Origin of the sequence: Rhodanobacter geophilus (genome assembly GCF_040812275.1) — a bacterium.
Taxonomy (GTDB): Bacteria; Pseudomonadota; Gammaproteobacteria; order Xanthomonadales; family Rhodanobacteraceae; genus Rhodanobacter_A; species Rhodanobacter_A geophilus.
Genome location: NZ_JBFOHL010000002.1, coordinates 385,357 through 402,982, shown reverse-complemented (window position 1 = coordinate 402,982; position 17,626 = coordinate 385,357). Strand labels below are relative to the sequence as shown.

General features: G+C 64.2%; 19 protein-coding genes. 4 read left to right on the top strand and 15 right to left on the bottom strand.

Annotated elements, in window-relative coordinates; all coding sequences use genetic code 11:
- Positions 1-10 precede the first annotated feature (10 nt).
- Entirely contained in the window at positions 11-745 is a 735-nt protein-coding gene (locus tag ABQJ56_RS04020; protein ID WP_367843691.1) for an SDR family NAD(P)-dependent oxidoreductase, read from the bottom strand.
- Between the two features lie 61 nt (positions 746-806).
- Here ABQJ56_RS04020 and ABQJ56_RS04015 point away from each other — a divergent pair, with 61 nt between their 5' ends.
- Entirely contained in the window at positions 807-1,448 is a 642-nt protein-coding gene (locus ABQJ56_RS04015) for a TetR/AcrR family transcriptional regulator (RefSeq protein ID WP_367843690.1), read from the top strand.
- A 38-nt stretch (positions 1,449-1,486) separates the two neighbouring features.
- On the opposite strand, the gene ABQJ56_RS04010 is transcribed toward ABQJ56_RS04015, so the two are convergent.
- The 5 genes from ABQJ56_RS04010 to ABQJ56_RS03990 form a co-directional block, all read right to left on the bottom strand.
- Complete coding sequence (locus ABQJ56_RS04010; RefSeq protein ID WP_367843689.1) at positions 1,487-1,999, bottom strand: hypothetical protein; 513 nt, start codon at positions 1,997-1,999, stop codon at positions 1,487-1,489.
- 119 nt (positions 2,000-2,118) lie between these two features.
- Complete coding sequence (locus ABQJ56_RS04005; RefSeq protein WP_367843688.1) at positions 2,119-2,730, bottom strand: 3-keto-alpha-glucoside-1,2-lyase-like domain-containing protein; 612 nt, start codon at positions 2,728-2,730, stop codon at positions 2,119-2,121.
- Between the two features lie 203 nt (positions 2,731-2,933).
- On the bottom strand, positions 2,934-3,323 hold the full coding sequence (locus ABQJ56_RS04000) for a DoxX family protein (protein ID WP_367843687.1): 390 nt from the start codon (positions 3,321-3,323) through the stop codon (positions 2,934-2,936).
- A 116-nt stretch (positions 3,324-3,439) separates the two neighbouring features.
- Complete coding sequence (locus tag ABQJ56_RS03995; protein WP_367843686.1) at positions 3,440-4,069, bottom strand: NAD(P)-dependent oxidoreductase; 630 nt, start codon at positions 4,067-4,069, stop codon at positions 3,440-3,442.
- 141 nt (positions 4,070-4,210) lie between these two features.
- Positions 4,211-5,083 carry an NmrA family NAD(P)-binding protein gene (locus tag ABQJ56_RS03990; RefSeq protein WP_367843685.1) on the bottom strand — a complete coding sequence of 291 codons (873 nt, stop codon included), beginning with the start codon at positions 5,081-5,083 and terminating at the stop codon, positions 4,211-4,213.
- Between the two features lie 90 nt (positions 5,084-5,173).
- Here ABQJ56_RS03990 and ABQJ56_RS03985 point away from each other — a divergent pair, with 90 nt between their 5' ends.
- Positions 5,174-6,127 (top strand): LysR family transcriptional regulator, encoded by a 954-nt coding sequence (locus tag ABQJ56_RS03985; protein ID WP_367843684.1) that lies wholly within the window; start codon positions 5,174-5,176, stop codon positions 6,125-6,127.
- A gap of 485 nt (positions 6,128-6,612) precedes the next feature.
- On the opposite strand, the gene ABQJ56_RS03980 is transcribed toward ABQJ56_RS03985, so the two are convergent.
- The 8 genes from ABQJ56_RS03980 to ABQJ56_RS03945 form a co-directional block, all read right to left on the bottom strand.
- A complete protein-coding gene (locus ABQJ56_RS03980) occupies positions 6,613-7,200 on the bottom strand; it encodes a TetR/AcrR family transcriptional regulator (protein ID WP_367843683.1) in 588 nt (195 codons plus the stop codon).
- A gap of 67 nt (positions 7,201-7,267) precedes the next feature.
- Positions 7,268-8,767, bottom strand: a complete 1,500-nt coding sequence (locus ABQJ56_RS03975) for an efflux transporter outer membrane subunit (RefSeq protein WP_367843682.1) — start codon at positions 8,765-8,767, stop codon at positions 7,268-7,270.
- Between the two features lie 3 nt (positions 8,768-8,770).
- A complete protein-coding gene (locus ABQJ56_RS03970; RefSeq protein WP_367843681.1) occupies positions 8,771-10,342 on the bottom strand; it encodes a DHA2 family efflux MFS transporter permease subunit in 1,572 nt (523 codons plus the stop codon).
- Positions 10,339-11,415 (bottom strand): HlyD family secretion protein, encoded by a 1,077-nt coding sequence (locus ABQJ56_RS03965; protein WP_367843680.1) that lies wholly within the window; start codon positions 11,413-11,415, stop codon positions 10,339-10,341. Before ABQJ56_RS03965 ends, ABQJ56_RS03970 begins: the two co-directional genes overlap by 4 nt.
- A 53-nt stretch (positions 11,416-11,468) precedes the next feature.
- Positions 11,469-12,272 (bottom strand): SDR family NAD(P)-dependent oxidoreductase, encoded by an 804-nt coding sequence (locus tag ABQJ56_RS03960; RefSeq protein WP_367843679.1) that lies wholly within the window; start codon positions 12,270-12,272, stop codon positions 11,469-11,471.
- 471 nt (positions 12,273-12,743) lie between these two features.
- Entirely contained in the window at positions 12,744-13,628 is an 885-nt protein-coding gene (locus ABQJ56_RS03955) for an alpha/beta fold hydrolase (RefSeq protein ID WP_367843678.1), read from the bottom strand.
- Between the two features lie 90 nt (positions 13,629-13,718).
- Positions 13,719-14,219 (bottom strand): SRPBCC family protein, encoded by a 501-nt coding sequence (locus ABQJ56_RS03950; protein ID WP_367843677.1) that lies wholly within the window; start codon positions 14,217-14,219, stop codon positions 13,719-13,721.
- Positions 14,197-14,559 (bottom strand): ArsR/SmtB family transcription factor, encoded by a 363-nt coding sequence (locus ABQJ56_RS03945; RefSeq protein WP_367843676.1) that lies wholly within the window; start codon positions 14,557-14,559, stop codon positions 14,197-14,199. The genes ABQJ56_RS03950 and ABQJ56_RS03945 overlap by 23 nt, the downstream gene beginning before the upstream one ends.
- 319 nt (positions 14,560-14,878) lie before the next feature.
- On the opposite strand from ABQJ56_RS03945, the gene ABQJ56_RS03940 reads away from it, so the two are divergent.
- A complete protein-coding gene (locus ABQJ56_RS03940) occupies positions 14,879-16,099 on the top strand; it encodes a PQQ-dependent sugar dehydrogenase (protein WP_367843675.1) in 1,221 nt (406 codons plus the stop codon).
- Positions 16,100-16,192: 93 nt separating this feature from the next.
- On the opposite strand, the gene ABQJ56_RS03935 is transcribed toward ABQJ56_RS03940, so the two are convergent.
- Positions 16,193-17,143, bottom strand: a complete 951-nt coding sequence (locus tag ABQJ56_RS03935; RefSeq protein ID WP_367843674.1) for a GlxA family transcriptional regulator — start codon at positions 17,141-17,143, stop codon at positions 16,193-16,195.
- Positions 17,144-17,256: 113 nt separating this feature from the next.
- Here ABQJ56_RS03935 and ABQJ56_RS03930 point away from each other — a divergent pair, with 113 nt between their 5' ends.
- Entirely contained in the window at positions 17,257-17,550 is a 294-nt protein-coding gene (locus ABQJ56_RS03930) for a hypothetical protein (RefSeq protein WP_367843673.1), read from the top strand.
- The last annotated feature ends 76 nt before the right edge of the window (positions 17,551-17,626 follow it).

The following is a 17,626-nucleotide window of genomic DNA, read 5'->3' as shown; positions in this document are numbered from 1 at the left end:
AATTTTCTCCTCAGAGCTGTGCCAAGCCACCGTCAACAGCGACCTCGCTGGCGGTCATGAAGCTGCTGTCCGACGACGCAAGAAAGGCGGCGACCGCCCCGATCTCCGCCGGATCGGCCATGCGCAGGAGCGGCGTCATCGCACCGTAGGCCTTCTGGCCCTCCTCGCCCAGCGCTTCCTTCGCGAGTTCGGTTGCCGTGGCCCCCGGCGACAGCACGTTGACCCGGATGCCGCTGCCCTTCAGGTCCTCCGCCCAGGTCCGGGCGAGGTTGCGCACTGCCGCCTTGCTTGCGCTGTAGGCCGTGAATCCTGGGGCGCCCGTGGTGCCGGCGCTCGATCCGGTCAGGATGATCGAACCGCCGGGGCCCATCAGCGGCAGCGCCTTCTGGACCGTAAAGATCGTCCCCTTCACATTGGTGTCGAAGATGCCGTCGATGTGCTCGGCGGTGATCTGGCCGAGAGGAAGCGGACTTCCCGCCCCGGCGTTGGCGAAGACGATGTCGAGGGTTCCGCGCTCGGCCTTTACTGCCGCGTACAGTCGGTCGAGGTCGGCCGGCTCGGAGACCGAGCCCTTCACAGCACGGGCATGGGGCCCGAGGGCGGCCACGGCGGCATCGAGCGCCTTCTGCCGGCGGCCGAAGATGAAGACGAAAGCGCCTTCCTCGATGAAGCGCTTTGCCGCAGCGAGGCCGATGCCCGTGGCGCCGCCCGTGATGACTGCGGTCTTTCCATTCAGTCTGCTCATGTCATGTGCTCGTTCGGTGGAGTTGCCCGGAAGCTGGTGGAATGCCGTATCGCACGGTATCATGTGGACCACTGATCCGGATTCGACTATATGGATCACTGCTCCACTTGTCAAGGCGATCATGCGAGCCGACGCCCAAAAAAATCGCAGCCAGATCCTCACGGTCTCGCGTGACGTCGTCGCCGAGCACGGTGCCGGGGCGTCGATGCGCGATATCGCCCGCCGCGCCGGTGTGGGCCTGGCCACGCTGCTTCGTCATTTCCCGACACGAGAAGCCTTGTTCGAGGCGTTGCTGTGTACCCATCTGGACACACTGACTCAGAGGGCAGACGAACTCGAAGCCTCGGCTTCGGCTGACCAAGCACTTCTCACCTGGTTCCGGGAATTGGTGGTATTCACCCGAAGCTACCGGGGCGTCGTCGCCATGATGGCGGCCGCCCATACCAACCCGGACTCTGCGCTTTACGCTTCATGCGCCGCAGTGCACTCGGCAGGCGCGCGACTGCTGCTGCGTGCCCAAGACGAAGGTACGGCACGCGCTGACATGAGCGGGGACGACCTGTTCGCCCTGATAACCGCGCTCGGCTGGGCTGTTGACCAGCCCTCATTTGCTCCACGGGCCGATCATCTCTTTCAGATTATCGCGAGTGCCATCCTGGCAAATCGATCGAGCGACGATGTCGAGGAGCCTCGCGCGCCTTGATGAGCGAGAGCAGATTTTGCGCTGCCGGGCTTATGCTTTCAGAATTCACTCGAAGCGTCTGCATTCGCGGCAGCACCGCCAACTTGACGAATGCCATCAGTGTTTGCCAATCGCATCTCCAGGCCCCATCCCCAATGTTGCTGGCCGCCGGCGAAGTTGTCGTCGATGGCCACGACAACCTGGTTTGCACCCTTTTGCAGCGACAAATCGAACGATCCATTGGCAAGTGACAGGCGCCCGTCGGGCTCTTTGCTCGCGCCCTTGATGCCATAGAGGTTCCTGCTTTGGAACGCCAGCTTACCGTTCACAAAGACCCAGACTTCTCTGGTCCATCCAATATCCACATGCTTTATCTGGCCATGATCAGCACTGATAATGGTCTTCAACCAAATGCCAGCGATAGCCTGACCGGTCTGCGCATCGCCATACCATCGCGTTAAATTGACCAAGCCACCCAGGTCGAGCGCTATGGGTTTCCACGACGCCGACTGTTTTGGCATAGAAGAATAAGGGGGATCCATGCCGGTTTTTTCCTGAAGCGTGGCATCCATGCGACTGGGCATGACGAACGGCTTCGAAGCGAGCCAGTGGCGTACATATCGTGGATCACCCTTCGCTGGGTTGCTGGACGCCACTACAGGCAAACCATCAACGAAATTGGTGGCGATGCTTAGATGTGCATAGGATGCAGGCCCATGCAACCTGATCGGGCCATCAGGAAAGCCACCGACCAGGTACCGACAGCCAGCGTTGGCGAGCGCGCACCGTTGATGAAAACATTCATGTGCGTGCCGGAGAGCACCACCTTTACATGGTTCCAGCCATCGGGATGGATGGGAGCGTGTGTTTGATACTGTCCGTATAAATCCCACTCGAACACATGGTGTGCCGTGGGCATGTACTGGATGCATTCTTCCGAAACGGCGCAGTCCATGCTTGGTCGAAAATACAAGGCATCTGCTGCGTCATCGTGTTGACGGAAGGTGATGCCGGCAATTCGTTTCCCCGCAAATTTCGTGTCAAATTCAATCGTGCCATTGCTGAAGTCGGTGTTCTTGAGTTCTGCATAACCCTTGTTGACGACGATGATATTCTGCTTGGTCGGGTCGTGTTGAAACGATACATCCCCCTTCGCTTGCCATAGCGCCGGCGTCATGGGGATTTCGGTTTGTTCCAATGCGAGGGTGGGCTGTGAGATCCCGGCGATGGCGGCAAAAAGCAACGAGTTCCGTGGCCAATAGAGCACGATTGCCCAACTCGCGTACCTGGATGGTGTAGACACGTGTTCTTCCTTTTGCCTGGCGAAGCATCCGAGGATGCCGGATCGGCCATGCCTGGTTCGATTTGGTGAAATGATCCGAAGTGGAGTAACGATGTTTCAACGCGACGACCGGCGACCACACGCCGCGTTACGCGACCGCCGTCCCATCAGATTTGGATAGAAGACGTGGCGTCTCGGGCAGCCCAGCCGAGGAGTGCCGTGACCTATATGCCTGTGTACCGCTTGTACTGATCGATGGCTGGTAATGCCACCCGTTTGCGCCAACTTATCCAACCGACCACAAGTGAGAAAGTCGCCACGACAAGTGGCGGTACAGCATGCCCGTATTGGCCGTGGATGATGACGGTCGCGATGGCGGCCAACATGACAGCGCAGCCGAGCGCGGAACCCAACAGGCGACTCGGTGCCCGAATAATCAGAATGGCAGCGGTCAGTTCCAGCGATCCCGTCACGAGATGGAACCAGCCCGGGTACCCCCATTTCAGGTATTCCTCGTAGATCGATCCCGGCGCGAAGATGTTGCTGACGGAGCCGACGACGAAGAAAACGGCAAGGGCTAAGGGTAAGACTTGGCGCCAGGAGGTTTTGGGCATTGGTCCGACTCTGGGTGAGGAGTTTGCTGCCTGGAGCTGTGTGACCGCCCGGTCGGCAAACTGGCTGGTTACCGTCGAATGCGACGGCTGGAAAAGGTGATCTACGAGACCCGTCCTCACCACAGGAGGACGGGCGTCTGCCGCAACCACGTGTTAGTCGCCAGTTGCTCGACCACGAACCGGGCGACATCGGCGCGTGCTATTTTCCCGCCGTTGATGCTGGCGAGGTCCACAATGGCCCTGAGACTTCCGCGGGCCGGACCGTTGATGAGCATGCCTGGCCGAACGATGACCCAATCAAGTGAGCTGGCGCGGATCGCGGCCTCTTGACGCCCCTTGTCCTTATAGGCATGGCGAAGCAACAAGGGCATGAAGAGCCGATCGAATACGAATCCGCCGTGGCCGTGGCTGTCTCCGACCCCCAGGGCTGAGATGCAGACCAGACGGGAGACACCACTGCGCCTCATCGCCGGGATCAGCGCGTGTGTCGCTTCGGTCAGCAGGCTGACCTCGCTGACGGGGCTAAGGCCGGTTCCCAGCGAGCTGATGACAGCATCGCAGCCGCCCAAGGCGCGCATGAGAGCACCTTCGTCGCGAGCATCGCCCTCGATGATGTCCGCTCCCGGGAGATCGGGCGCGCGCGCCTTTGAGCGAACCAGCGCCACCACGGAATGACCCTTCTCCAGGGCGTCGTGGACGATCAGCCGCCCGGTTCCGCCAGTGGCACCCAAAACAAGAACCTTCATATTCGATCTCGATATTTGTTGGCATAAATGCCGCAGTTCACGAGGAAACAGGCTGCTTTGGCCTCTCTGCCAGAACCGCGACGGGGATGCGAATTTCCGGAATGAACTCCGAAGCTCATACCCCATCGCCGGTCCGCAGACCTACGCCGTAGCGGCCCCCTGGGCCGCCGCGAAAACGTCGCGTGCCGACGTCGCACCCGGGACGTGCTCCGTACTCTCCACCCCGAGGTCCATCCCTCCGGCGTTGACAGCCTCATACATGGTTTCGGCAGGGCCAGACTGGCCCTTCGGAATGCCGAACTGTTCGAATGCAGCCGGCCAGCCGGCCCGCGGGATGGCAACGGCTTTGACGTCGAGCTTCATCACCTCGCCCAATTGGGTCGCGACTTCATCTGCGCTCACCATTGAACCGAGTTCGATGCACCGATGCCCCGGCCAAGCCGGTCCGCTCAGGAGCGCTGCGATCTCGGCGCCGATGTCGTCGGTCGCGACCATGGTCGATTTCCGATTTGTCGGGTCGTAGAAGACGGGCAGCGTGCCGCCCTGGGCGATGTGCAGGCCGTACAGGAAATTTTCGAAAAACCCACCGGCGCGCACATAGGCGGTCGGCATAGTCAGGTCGCGCAGACCCTGCTCCAGAAGCGACAGGGCCGTGATCAGCCCCGTCCCGCCGGTTCTGTTCGCGCCCATCGACGAGAGCGCCACGACCCGGGACACCGGTGCCTTTGTGAGGGCCTCGACATAGTTCGCCACGACGCCCCTGGCTTCCCTGAAATCCGGCGAGGGAGCCCAGATCGGAGGCAACATGACAAATGCGCCGTCGACGTCCTTGAGTGCCCGCTCGATGGAGAGCGCATCGTTCCAGTCGCCGTCAACCAGTTCGACGCCTTGGCCAGCCCAGCTTGCCGCCTTCGCGCGGTCACGGACTAGGGCACGTACCTTCTTGCCTTGCGTCAGCAGATGAGTTGCTGTCGCGCCGCCGACTTTCCCGGTAATTCCCATAACCAAAAACATGAGCGTTCGCCTTCATTAGAGTTCGACCGCCCCACGGTAGCTCCCGCGCTATCATTCGAATATTAGGTACATTCGAAACGGGCCGTGCAGATGAGCTTAACAACCGATCGCAGCCATCTGGACGGGCTTGTCATGTTCCTGACCGTGGCGGAGTACCGGGGCTTCCGTGCAGCCGCGAGGCACCTCGGAATCACCCCGTCCGCAGTCAGCCAGGCAATACGCAACCTGGAGGAACGCGTTGGCGCCCCCCTCTTCTCCCGTACAACACGAAGCGTCAGGCTGACTGAAGCGGGCGAACGCTTGCATGCCCACGCGCGCCCGGCAGTCGACATGCTTACGGCAGGGTTGGACGCTGCGAGTGGCCTGGGTGGCGAGATCACTGGCCGACTACGCATGAATGTGCCCAGGCCAACCTTGCCGCTGCTGGTGAATCGCCTGCTGCCCGACTTTCTCGACGCTCACCCAAACGTCGAACTTGAACTGGTGGGCGAGGATCGCCCGATCGACATCGTCGAAGAAGGGTTCGATGCGGGGATACGCCTGGGAAACTTCGTCCAGATTGACATGGTTGCAGTATGGCTGACGCCACCCGAGCGCTTCGTTGTCGTTGGCGCCCCGGCCTTGTTTCAGAAGCATGGCCGACCGTCGTCTCCGTATGATCTGCAGGACTTCCGTTGCATCCTTCTCCGTCAGTCCGTGCGAGCCCTCGATCATTGGCGATTTGTCGTCGATGGCGAGCGCATCACGGTGGGGGTCGCGGGGCCTCTTGTGATCAACGACGTCGAGGCCTGCATTCGCTCCGCACTGAGAGGCGTTGGGCTCTTCCAATTGCCGCATTCGCTCGTGATGTCGCATCTTGAAAGTGGAGATCTGCAGACTGTGCTCGAACCCTATTGTGAAGAGGTTCCCGGTCTTTCCCTTTACTACCCAAGCCGAAGCCAGTCATTGCCGAAACTTCGCGCCTTTGTCGATTTCGCTACCCAGCGAATGCGAAGGGAGTTCCGGCCGGACGACTACCTGCCGAACCCCGTGTCCTGCAAATAACCGATGATTCCGACAGGGTTGGTCGACCGCACAAACTATGCCGCTCCGTCGGGCACCATCCGCGGCTTCATCCGATAGATAGCTGGGCAGCATGCTTGATTGAAGGACTGCAGGAATGGCCGCCCCCGTAGCGGACATGGCTGTCCGTCGCCTCCGCCACGTCCTCGCGGCCTGGCCGAAGGACGCGTCCTTCGGCCAGCGCGAAGACGACAGCCATAGCCGCTTCCGTGACGGCGTCGTGTAGCCATGGCTTGACGCAGGAGCATCGTGTGGCTGACGCGAAGAAACCACCGTGTCGCCGGCCCGCTTAGGGAAGGTCTGATCAATCGGCTTCTTGCTCGTCATTCCTGCGGAAGCAGGAATCCAGTGCCTTTGCGTTCAATGGTCTACAGACGCTGGATCCCAGCGTGCGCTGGGATGACGAGCAAAATCAGAGTTTCCTTAGTCGACAGTGCGATTCGGTACTTTTGCCGTCGCCACTGTGGCTATGAAGCCATGAGGTCGAAACGCCGCTTGAGCGATTGGCGTGACGCTTCAAGCACTTTTTTGCGCTCACCGGCGCTCACCAGGCGCGCGCTCAGCAATGCGCCCAGCAGTTCCGAACGCAGCGAGTGCGCGGAGTCATCGGGATCCGCGACATCGAGGGATTTGAAGAAAGCCCGCAGGCGCCGGTGCTGGATCGCCATGCCATCGGCGAAGGCCTTCCGCGCCGCATCGTCCAGCCTCGGGAGATCCGAACCCAGTGCGGCGACGGGGCAGCCTTGTCCGCGCGCCTGGACATGGCGCTCTGAAAGGTAGAAGTCGATGTAGTTGCGAAGCGCTTCCCGCGCGCCCCTGCCCTCGGTCAACTCATCGATGCGCGCGCGCATCTGCTCGAACATGTGCTCGATGCTGGCGGCGACCAGCGCCTCCTTGGACGCGAAGTGCGCGTAGAAGCCGCCATGCGTCAAGCCGGCCTCGCCCATCACGGCGGCCACGCTGATGCGCTCCGGCCCCTGTTCGCGAATGGTGCGTGCTGCAGCCGTCAGCACCTTCTCGCGGGTCTGCTGCTTGTGCTCGCTGCTGTAACGCATGGCGCGTCCCTCCATTTAAATATGACATGCATCATATACCAGACCCGGAACGGACTCCCGACTGCAATCATGGCGCATCCCGTGCAGCCAACGATGGTTCGTGGCCGGGCGACCAGCCGCCACCCAGTGCGCGAAACACCTCGACGGTGGCGCGGGCACGGTCGGAACGCAGGGTGGCGCGCATGCGCTTGGCAATCAGCAGCGTGCGCTCGCGCTGCAACACATCGATCATGCTCGAGGCGCCCGCGTCGAAGCTGTGCCCGATCGATGCCCTCGATCGCGCATCGGCGTCGACCACCTGCTGCCAACGGCGTTCCTGCGCATCCAGTTTGGCCAGGCCGGACAGCGCGTCCTCGACGTCCTCCGCAGCGCGCAACACGGTCTGCCGGTAGTCCGACAAGGCTTCGGCCCGACCGCCGCGCGCGGCGGCCACTTCGGCGTCGACCTTTCCGAAATCGAACAGGCGCCAGTGGATGCCGGCCAGCAGTGCCGGCTGGAACGCGGCGCTTTCGAAGAGGCCACCCGTACCCAGCCGCTCGAAACCGAGCAGGCCGCCGAGCGACAGCGATGGGTAGTACTGGGACATGGCGGCACCGATGCCTTCGGTTTTCGCGGCCAGCCACCGTTCGGCTGCGATCACGTCGGGACGTCGCCGCATCAGCTCCGCTGGACGCATGTCGGGGGGAATGCCGGGAACGGTCCATGCCGTGTCGATGGATGCACGCAGTTGGAAACGATCCGTGCCGGGGGCATCGCCCACCAGCACGTCCAGCCGATAACCCTGCCGTTGCAGCTGGTCCCGCAGGCCGGCGAGCTCCGCCTGGTCCGTCCCGAGCACCGCCTGTGCATCGCCTTCGTCGCGATCGGTCGCCACGCCGGCGGCGACTTGCGTGACGGTCAACTGCGCGAGCCGGCGATCGGCGTCGACTTGCGCCTCCAGCAGGGCCTGGCTGGCCTGTACCTCGCGTATCCGGAAGTAGGCGTCCGCGGCCTCGGCGACCACGGAAATGCGCACGCCCAGGCGTGCGGCCTCGGCGGCCTGGGCCTCGTCGCGGTAGGCGCGTGCGCGCCGATGCAGGCCCCCGGCGAGGTCGGTTTCCCAACTCGCACCGGCGTCGATCTGCCGCAGCGTCTGGTCACGGGTATAGCCGGGAAGACGATTGGCCAGCCGCCCTTCGGGGCTCAGCAAGGACTGGCGCTGCCGGACCACACTGCCGTCAAGGCTGCCCTGCGGGTACAGGTCTGCCCTGCTCTCTTGCGCCATCGCGCGCGCCTGGGCGATGCGGGCGTCCGCGGCCGAGATGTCCAGGTTTTGCCACGTGGTCTGGTCGACGATCCTGTCGAGCACGGGGTCGTGAAAGCCCTTCCACCAGTGGTCCAGGCCGGCCTGCGACGGGCTGCCCGTCAGCGCCTCTGCATCCGCGTAATGCCCGGGCAGGGCGACTTCCGGCCGTGAATAGTCCGGTCCGGCCATGCAGCCGGACAGGGCCGCCGCCATCAGCACGATCCACGTGCGATGGAGACGGCTGGCCCGACGGAGGGTGCGGTTGATCGTTTTGGTTTGCATGGTTCAATGCCCGGCTGCGCTGCCGGCGCCCTGCTGCACCACCTTGCGCAGCAGCGGCACCAGCACGATGGCGATGGCGAAGGCCACCAGCATCACGAGGAAAGCGTCCGCATAGGCCATGGTCGAGGCCTCGCGGTAGACGAGTTGACGCAGCTCCGCCAGGCTGGCTGCCGTGGCGCGCGCGTCGTCGCCCAGCATCTGCTGCAGGCGTGCGTGCATCGTTGCGATGGCCACGCCCAGGGGAGCATGCCCGGCATCGAGCGACGCGGCGATGCGCTCGAAATGCAGGTTGGTCCGGTCGTTGAGAATGGCCCCGCAGATCGCGATGCCGACTGCGCCACCCAGGTTGCGCATCATGTTGAACAGCCCGCTGGCGTACTTGAGCCGCGCCATCGGCAGGCTGCCCAGTCCCAGCGTGACCGCGGGCGCCACGGCAAACACCTGCGGGAAGCCACGGATGATCTGCGGCCAGAACAGCTGGCCCGCGCCCCAGTCGTGGGTGATGCGGCTGAAGCTCAGCATGGACAGGCCGAACATCGCCAGGCCGAACGCCATCAACCAGCGTGGGTCCACGCCGCGCCGCGCCAGGGTGATGTAGCACGGAACGCCCAGCAACGAACCCAGCCCGGTGGCGCTGAGGATCACGCCGGTCTGCCAGGCCGACAACCCGCGCACGTAGCCCAGGAACAACGGGATCAGGTAGATAGTGCCGAAGATCCCCATGCCGGTGATGAAGGAAAGAATGCAGCCGATCAGGAAGTTCCGGTTGCTCAGCGCGCGCAATTCCACGATCGGATGTTCATAGGCCAGGCTGCGCCAGACGAACAGTACGCCGGCCACGCCAGCCGCCCACGCCGAATGGCGAATGCCTGCGTCGTCGAACCAGTTCCAGCGCGCGCCCTCTTCCAGCACGTATTCCAGGTTGCCGAGGAAGATGGCCATCAGCCCGATGCCGAGATAGTCGGCGTCCTTCAGCAAGCCGTGTTCGGGACGGTCGACATCGACCCAGGCCGCCACGCCAATCGCCACCAGCAGCCCCGGCACGAGATTGATGTAGAACAGCCAGTGCCATGACAAGGAGTCGGTGATCCAGCCGCCGATCATCGGGCCCAGCGCCGGCGCCACCGATGCGATGGTTCCGACCACCGCCGCCGCCAGCGGCTGCCGCTTGCCCGGGAAGAAATGGAAGGTGGAGGTGAAGACCGTCGGGATCATCGACGCGCCCAGCATGCCCTGCAGGGCGCGGAACGCGATCATGCTCTCGATGTTCCAGGCCATGCCGCACAACGCGCTGGCCGCGGTGAACCCCAGCGCGGATGCCACGAACAGCCGGCGCGTGGAAAACACGCGAGTCAGCCAGCCGGACATCGGGATGACGATGATCTCGGCGATCAGGTAGGCCGTCTGCAGCCAGCCGATCTGGTCCTGCCCCGCCGACAGGCCGCCGCCGATGTCCTGCAGCGACGCGGCGACGATCTGGATATCGAGCAGCGCGATGAACATGCCCACGCACATCACGGCGAACGGCAAGACCGAAGGATGATCGGAACCTGCAGGCGACGAGGCGGTGTTCACGGCTGGGGCGCCTGCCTCTGCGTGTCGACGGTCGCGGTGACCGACAGCCCCGGCCGCAACAGGCCGACGAGGGAAAACTTGCCGTCCAGCGCAATGCGGACCGGCACGCGCTGCACGATCTTGGTGAAGTTGCCGGTGGCGTTCTGCGCCGGGATCAGACTGAATACCGAGCCCGATGCCGGCGACAGGCTGACGACATGGCCGGTGATCTTCCTGCCCGGCTCGACGTCGGCAACGATGTCCACGGCCTGCCCGCGGCGCATGCGCGCGAGCTGATCCTCCTTGAAGTTCGCGTCGACCCACAGCCCCTGGGCCGGGACCAGCGACATCAGCTGGGTACCCGCACTCACGAAAGTGCCCACGTGGGCCGACCGGTCCCCGACATAGCCGTCTGCCGGAGCGCGGATCACGGTGTAGCCTGCGTCGAGTTCGGCCTCGTTTTCTTCGGCCTGCGCCTGCGACAGAGCCGCTCCCGCCTCCACGATCTGTGCCTTGACCACGGCAAGCTGACGTTGGCGCGCCTGCAACAGGCTGGCGGCTGCTGCGTACTCCGCCTCGGCCTGGGCATGATGCGAACGCGCCTGCTGCGCCGCCTGCACGGTGCCGGCGGTGCTGCTGGCCAATCGTGCGTAACGGGCGGCATCCTGCCCGGCAAAGATCAGCGCCGCCCGGCGGGCTTGCTGTTCGGCCGTCGCCTCGGCGATGTCCGACCGGGCGAGCTGGACCTGCGCGTTCAGGCGCACCAACGTCGCCTTCGCCGCCTCGACCCGGGCACCTGCCGCACGGCGCCGCGCGTCGTAGCCTGCCGGATCGAGCTCCACCAGCGGATCGCCGGCGTGCACGTAGGCATTGTCCTTGACGCGGATTTTCGACACGTAGCCGGAAACCCGGGGCGAGATCACGGTGACGTTGCCGCCCACGTACGCATCATCGGTGCTCTGGAAATAGCGCCCGTGAAGCCACCAGCAACCGACCCAGGCCAACGCCAGCATGGCGGCCAGGACCAGTCCGGCAACGACGAATCGCTTGTGCTTCACCGGATTCCCGGAGGGCACGGATGCATGCTCTGGCATGACGACTCCTGCGCCCGGCGCGGGGCACCGGGCGTGTCTTCGAAGTGAGATGATCAGACGCCGGCGAGATAACGGGCCGCGGGCCTGTCGGTGGAAAGGTGCGGCAACATGGCGGTTCGCGCTGCCTGCAGTGCCTGCCATTGGCCTTCGTCGTGCAGCGGCGGCACGGTGACCAGTTCGCCGCGATCAAGGCCGACCAGGGCCGCATCCACCATCGCTCCGACCGGCATCACGATGTGCGCGGGAAGCTCCTCGACGTTCTTTCCTGCCCGCGCCCAGATCTCGGTCAGCGTCGCTCCGGGCAGCACCACCTGCACGTGTACGCCGCTGCCGGCCAGTTCCTTCTGCAGCGACTGGCTGAAGTTGAGCACGAAGGCCTTGGTGCCGCTGTAGACGCCGCTGAACAGCTCGGGCGCCAGCGCCAGCACCGACGCGATATTGATGATGGTGCCCCGGCCACGCGATTTGAATGCCGGAAGCGCGGCCGCAGCCAGTCGCATGACGGCCGTGACGTTCAACTGCACCACCTTGTCGAGTGCCTCGGCAGGCGCGCCCACGAACCGCTCGGGCGCACCCATGCCGGCATTGTTGACCAAGGCGCCGATGCGGCTGTCTGTCCGCAGGCGTTGTTCCACCCTGGCCAATTGCTCCCGGTCGGTGAGATCGGCCGGAAGGATGTCGACCAGTACGCCGTACGTCCCGGCCAGCCGGGCGGCGGTCGCTTCCATCCGCTGCATGTCCCTGGCCACCAGCACCAGGTCATGGCCGCGTGCGGCGAAGCGCTGCGCATACGTGGCGCCGATGCCGGAAGAAGCACCCGTGATGAGAACCGAACCTTCAATTGCGTCGTGGGCCATGACGGCATTCCGTTTATTGAATGACGCATATCATATTACGATCATCATCCCATGTAAAGCCCGGCGCGGGGCGCGTGCGAAACTTCCAGATACTTCCGAATACTCGCCAGGCGAACCGGATGATTTCGACGTACATCCACCGGATCACTTGCAACCCGCAGAGCCGAGGGGCGCGGCGACCCACTGCCGAAGGGAACGACGTCCGGCTGAACTGGAAGGCAGGCCGGCCCGGACCGCCTGCATCGAGCGCCCCAACCGCAGCTTCCGCACAGGGGTCGCGGACCGCCACGCCTTCATCAACCGGCACGAGGTGCGCCGGCACAGCCGGGGACTGGCGCCATCACGGCAACCGTCAGCGCCCCCATCACGCACTTGGCGGGGTCTGACCCTTCGCCTGCGCCAAGGCATCACCCACCGCCTGATCCTCCGGACGACTCGGAAAACAAGGATGTTTCAGACGTTTCGCGGTCCCTAACGCTCTGCCTTCAATGCCGCCCCGAGGAAGCGTTCGACAATCTCCGGCAGCATCGGATCGACGGGGATCGTGTAGTGGGTGGTGTCCGGCAGGATGGCGAACTGGTTTGCGGGCCGCAGCGAGCCATCGATCCCGGCATCGCGTCGGCCGCCGCCCAGCGCCTTCCAGAACTCGACCATGTGCTCGGGCCGGATGGCGTCGGCGTCGGCATAGACCAGCAGGGTCCGTGCCTGGAGCCTGGCGACCCCGGCGCTCCAGTCGAAGGGGCGCTTGGTCATGTCGCCGACCTTCCTGAAGAGGTTGGTCCAGTCGACATCGGGATAGGTCTTCCCCAACGGCGATGCCTTGACGCCAGGGCCCAGCGTGGCGGCGTTGGCCTCCAGCTGCCTGAAGGCCGCCACCCCCTCCGGATAAAAGCCGTCCTGCCGCATCGCCGCGGACACGAGCACGAGCCGGTCGACCACGTCCGGATGGCGGATGGCGGTCTGCAGCGCGACGTTGGCGCCCAGCGAGTAGCCCACGACGTCGGCCTTGCCGAGGTCCAGGTGGCCGATCAGGGCGGCGATGTCGTCGCCCATCGTTTCACTGCGCAGCGGCCTGTCCGTGTCTGGCGTGCGCCCGTGTGCCTGGAGATGGGGAGCGATCACCCGCCGGCCCTTGGCCAGTTCGGCCAGGTTGCTCCCGAAGCTGTCCGGGTTGATGCCGCCGTGGAGAAGAACGAGCGGCTTGCCGACGCCATGCACGCTGTAAAAGATGTGCTGGCCATTGACGTCGGCAAAATTCGCGTTCGACATGGCGGGGGGCTTCCTGGCCTGGACGGGAAGGGCCGCCGTCAGCACGGCGGTCGCCATGGCAGTCTTCAGGAAATCGCGCCTGAGCATGGGAACCTCGCGTGGCGCCGGACTGGCCGGCGCGGCAGTGATCGTGTGCTTCCCCGTCGTCCCTTCCAGGCACCGTTTGCCACGGTGCGGTCACGACCTTCCGGCGAGCAACTCGTCCAGTTGGGCGAACTGTTCGGGCAGGCCTTCCGCGGAACCGGCGAGGGCTTCGTCGAGGGCTGCTTCCGTGGGGTAGAGTTCGTGAAAGGTGACCCGCGTCTTGCCGGCATTTTCCTCGAACGTCACCGTGGTCACGGCGCCCTCGTCGCTTTCTTCGTTCGTCCACACTATGCGCTCGTTCGGAATCACCTCCCGGTACGTGCCGAAGAACGCCATCGGCCGATCGGACATCGGGTGGCGGAACACGAGGCGGTAAGTGCCCCCGGTGCGCACATCCATGTCGCACGAGAGCAGCGACAACTCCGCCGACTTCGGCACCCACCAGCGCTGGAACAATTCGGCCTTGCTCCACGCCTCGAAGACGATGTGCGCCGGGGCATCGAACGTTCGCGTCACCACGAGTTCGCGGTCGGACTTGCGTTCCACGGCGGTGCGGTTCATGGCGACGGGGCTACTTTCTTTTGCTTTGGGCATCTGCCTTCTCCTTGCGGTTCAAGTGTTCGACGAGTTCGTCCAGCGCATCGAAGCGTGCACTCCAGAGCTGGCGGTGGCGCTCGATCCAGGCGGCCTCTTCTTCCAGCCGGCGCCGTCCGAGCCTGCACGTCCGTACACGCCCGACCTTCTCCGTGGTCACGAGCCCCGCCTGCTCCAGCACGCTGACGTGCTTCTTCATGCCCGTGAGGGTCATGTGGAATCGCTGGGCAAGGTCGCTGATCGAGGCGTCCGAGCCTCCGAGCTGCTCCAGCACGCCGCGCCGGGTGACATCGGCGAGCGCGGCGAAGGTTGAGTCGAGGCGGGCTTGATAGTGAACCATATGGTTCACTGTAAGGCGCGCCCGGGGGATTTGCAAGCGGATGACCTCAGGGGCGCAACTCGCAAAGACGCCTCTGCCGCTCCCGACCCAAACTGCGCATGCCGGGCACGGGCAAGGTTTCGAGCGGCGGCTTCGTGGCGGCCAGCTCAAGACGCCGGGTGACTCCTAGACCGGAAGCAGGCGCCGGCCTACCCCTGATGCTTGCCCTGATCGCCAACCGCCGCTTTAGCCCGCCGCTTCGCCTGCTCGACTTATCCAATCCTGCAACAATCAGGGCGCTAGGATGTTCCGGGTCACTCGAGCACAAGGAAACATGCAGATGATGAAGCTGGCAACCGGCGTCTTTCTCGTGGCCTTGCTGACAAGCACGGCCCAAGCGCAGACCAATGCAGGCGAACAGAAATCCGATCCCGACCTTCCCTTCACCATCACGAAGGTGGCGAGCTTCGATCTGCCTTGGCGCATCGCGTTCCTGCCCGATGGCCGCATGCTGGTGACCGAGAAGGTCGGCCGCGTCGATCTGGTGACCCCGCAGGGCGCCAAGACCGAAATCGCGGGCGTCCCGCCCAGCTATGCCGAAGGCCAGGACGGCATGCTGGGCGTCTTCCTCTCGCCCCATTACGCCAAGGACCACGACGTGTATCTCACCTATGTCGCACCGGGCGACTACGGCGGCGGCGTGGTGCTTGGCCGGGGGCGGCTCGTGCTGGATGGCAAGCAGCCCCGGCTGGACGGCTTCCAGGTGTTGTGGCGCCAGATGCCCACGGGCAAGGGCGGCCAGCCCGGCGGCCAGATCGCCTTCTCGCCGGACGGCAAGTACCTCTTCCTCACGCTGGGCGACCGCCAGCGCTTCACTCCCGCGCAGGATCCGAACCAGCCGGAAGGCAAGATCCTGCGGCTGACGCTGGACGGCAAACCCGCGCCAGGCAATCCGTGGGCGGGCAAGGTCGGTGCGCGCACCATTCCGCTGATCGATCCGGCGGCCGATACCGAGAAAGCCAAGACGGCGCTGGTGGTCAGCACCTATACCTTCCCCGGGCCCAACCTGACGCCGGCCGAAACCTGGACCACCGGCCACCGCACACCTTACGGCCTCGCCTTCGCTCCCGATGGCCGACTGTGGGAACTCGAGCATGGCCCGCGCGGGGGCGACGAGCTGAACCTGATCCAGCGTGGCAGGAACTACGGCTGGCCGCTGGTCTCGTATGGCGTCAACTATGACGGCGTGCCGATCCCCAGCCCCGACACGCGGCCCGATCTCGCCAAGCCGGTGATCTACTGGGTGCCGGTTATCGCGCCGGGCAACCTCATGTTCTACAAGGGCAGCCTGTTCCCGCACTGGAATGGCAGCGCCTTGCTCAGCGGCCTCGTCAGCGAGGCCATCGTTCGCGTCACGTTCGACGGCAAGGGCGGCGCCACCGCGGTCCAGCGCTGGAGCATCGGCAAACGCATCCGCGATATCGAAGAAGCACCCGACGGCTCGCTCTGGATGCTGGAAGACGCCGAATCGGGCGGCCTGTTCCACCTCATGCCGAAATGATTCGACGGATCAGCCGCCGCTTCGGGCATCCAGCCTGTCTCGAAGTCCAGGAATGGATCCCCACCGTGAATCCGGCCTCGGCCGGCGATGCGTCTAGCGCAATTCATCGCGAAGATCGCGCACCCCGCGACCGAGGCGTTGGCGCAGCAGTGTTCGCAATGTCGCCCCGTCCTCGTAGCCGACCTCCGCAGCGATGGCTTCCAGATCAAGGCTGCCGCCGCGGAGAAGCGATCGCGCGCGCTCGACGCGCAGATCCTGGAAGTAGGAAAGTGGCGACTTGCCGAGTACTGCTTCGCAGCGGCGTTGCAGCGTGCGCGTGCTCGTCGCCAGGGCCTTCGCCGCCGCCTGCAACGAAAACCCCTGCCTGAGGTGTTCGCGCGCCCAGCGCTCGAAGCGCAGGATCAGAGGATCCGCCTGCGCCAGGTGGTTGGGGATGATGTACGCAGCCTGCAACGAGCGGATATCGGCCAGCAGATAGCGCGAGACGACCACCGCCAGCTCCGGGCTCGCTTTGCGTATCAACCACAGGGCAAGGTCGAGGTGCCCCATCGCCGCACCTGCGGTGACGCCGATGTCGGTAGGTATGAGCATGCGTGATTCATCAAGCAGAACCTTCGGGTAGCGCTGCCGGAACAGGGGCGCGAGCCACCACGTTGTCGTCGCTTCCCGATGATCCAACACCCCGATTTCTGCGAGAAAGAACGTCCCGATGCAGGATGCTGCCAGTTGTGCACCCCCGGCATGCCATCCGAGCAGTTGCGCCTTGGCTTTCCTGACGTCCGGTCGTTCGAGTGCCGGCAACAGCAATTCGGGCGTTCCCGTATTGAGGGCCGGGATCACCACCCAGTCTGGTGCCGGGCCGTCCGACATGAGTTGACTGGGTATGACCATGCCCTGCCCGGATCGAACCTTCCTTTTCACGCCGACGATCGACACGTCAAACGGGGGCACACCACTCTGCGCCGCCGAGAACTTGTTGGCCAGGGTGAGTGCGTCAAGCAGCGCGGCCAGGCCGGTATCGAATACGCCATCGAGGGCAAGCACGGATATCCGCATGGCGTAAATGCACCTGAAGTTGTCATTTATGACGATAGCAGCCAAGGGATCGCACGACTAGATTGGGCTCTCCGAATCCCCCACCCACCAGGAGATCACCCATGAAGGTTTTCGCGATCGGATCAGGCAAGGCTCCGCTCACGCCGGAGCTGAGGCAGCAGTACATGCCGAGCGAGGTTCCGGCCACGCTCAGGCTCTACCTCGACGGGAAGATGGAGCAATTCTGGTTCCGCGGCGACACGCCAGGCGTGGTTTTTCTCATGAGTGTCGAGTCGGTCGATGAAGCCAGGGAAGTCATCGGTGCGTTGCCGCTTGCCAGCGCGGGCATTCTGAACTTCGAGTTCATCCCGGTCGGCCCCCTGGCGCCATTGGGCCTGCTGATTCAGGGCAAGTAAGCACAGAAGTCGCCGTCGATGGCCACATCGACGGCGCAGCGCACACATCGCCGCAAAGCTCTTCCTGGGAGGGCAT

Excerpts from the sequence above, each read along its gene's own strand:
- ABQJ56_RS04020 (WP_367843691.1), bottom strand. The coding sequence starts at position 745 with ATGAGCAGACTGAATGGAAAGACCGCAGTCATCACGGGCGGCGCCACG.
- ABQJ56_RS04015 (WP_367843690.1), top strand. The coding sequence starts at position 807 with ATGTGGACCACTGATCCGGATTCGACTATATGGATCACTGCTCCACTT.
- ABQJ56_RS04010 (WP_367843689.1), bottom strand. The coding sequence starts at position 1,999 with ATGGATGCCACGCTTCAGGAAAAAACCGGCATGGATCCCCCTTATTCT.
- ABQJ56_RS04000 (WP_367843687.1), bottom strand. The coding sequence starts at position 3,323 with ATGCCCAAAACCTCCTGGCGCCAAGTCTTACCCTTAGCCCTTGCCGTT.
- ABQJ56_RS03995 (WP_367843686.1), bottom strand. The coding sequence starts at position 4,069 with ATGAAGGTTCTTGTTTTGGGTGCCACTGGCGGAACCGGGCGGCTGATC.
- ABQJ56_RS03990 (WP_367843685.1), bottom strand. The coding sequence starts at position 5,083 with ATGTTTTTGGTTATGGGAATTACCGGGAAAGTCGGCGGCGCGACAGCA.
- ABQJ56_RS03985 (WP_367843684.1), top strand. The coding sequence starts at position 5,174 with ATGAGCTTAACAACCGATCGCAGCCATCTGGACGGGCTTGTCATGTTC.
- ABQJ56_RS03980 (WP_367843683.1), bottom strand. The coding sequence starts at position 7,200 with ATGCGTTACAGCAGCGAGCACAAGCAGCAGACCCGCGAGAAGGTGCTG.
- ABQJ56_RS03975 (WP_367843682.1), bottom strand. The coding sequence starts at position 8,767 with ATGCAAACCAAAACGATCAACCGCACCCTCCGTCGGGCCAGCCGTCTC.
- ABQJ56_RS03965 (WP_367843680.1), bottom strand. The coding sequence starts at position 11,415 with ATGCCAGAGCATGCATCCGTGCCCTCCGGGAATCCGGTGAAGCACAAG.
- ABQJ56_RS03960 (WP_367843679.1), bottom strand. The coding sequence starts at position 12,272 with ATGGCCCACGACGCAATTGAAGGTTCGGTTCTCATCACGGGTGCTTCT.
- ABQJ56_RS03955 (WP_367843678.1), bottom strand. The coding sequence starts at position 13,628 with ATGCTCAGGCGCGATTTCCTGAAGACTGCCATGGCGACCGCCGTGCTG.
- ABQJ56_RS03950 (WP_367843677.1), bottom strand. The coding sequence starts at position 14,219 with ATGCCCAAAGCAAAAGAAAGTAGCCCCGTCGCCATGAACCGCACCGCC.
- ABQJ56_RS03945 (WP_367843676.1), bottom strand. The coding sequence starts at position 14,559 with ATGGTTCACTATCAAGCCCGCCTCGACTCAACCTTCGCCGCGCTCGCC.
- ABQJ56_RS03940 (WP_367843675.1), top strand. The coding sequence starts at position 14,879 with ATGATGAAGCTGGCAACCGGCGTCTTTCTCGTGGCCTTGCTGACAAGC.
- ABQJ56_RS03930 (WP_367843673.1), top strand. The coding sequence starts at position 17,257 with ATGAAGGTTTTCGCGATCGGATCAGGCAAGGCTCCGCTCACGCCGGAG.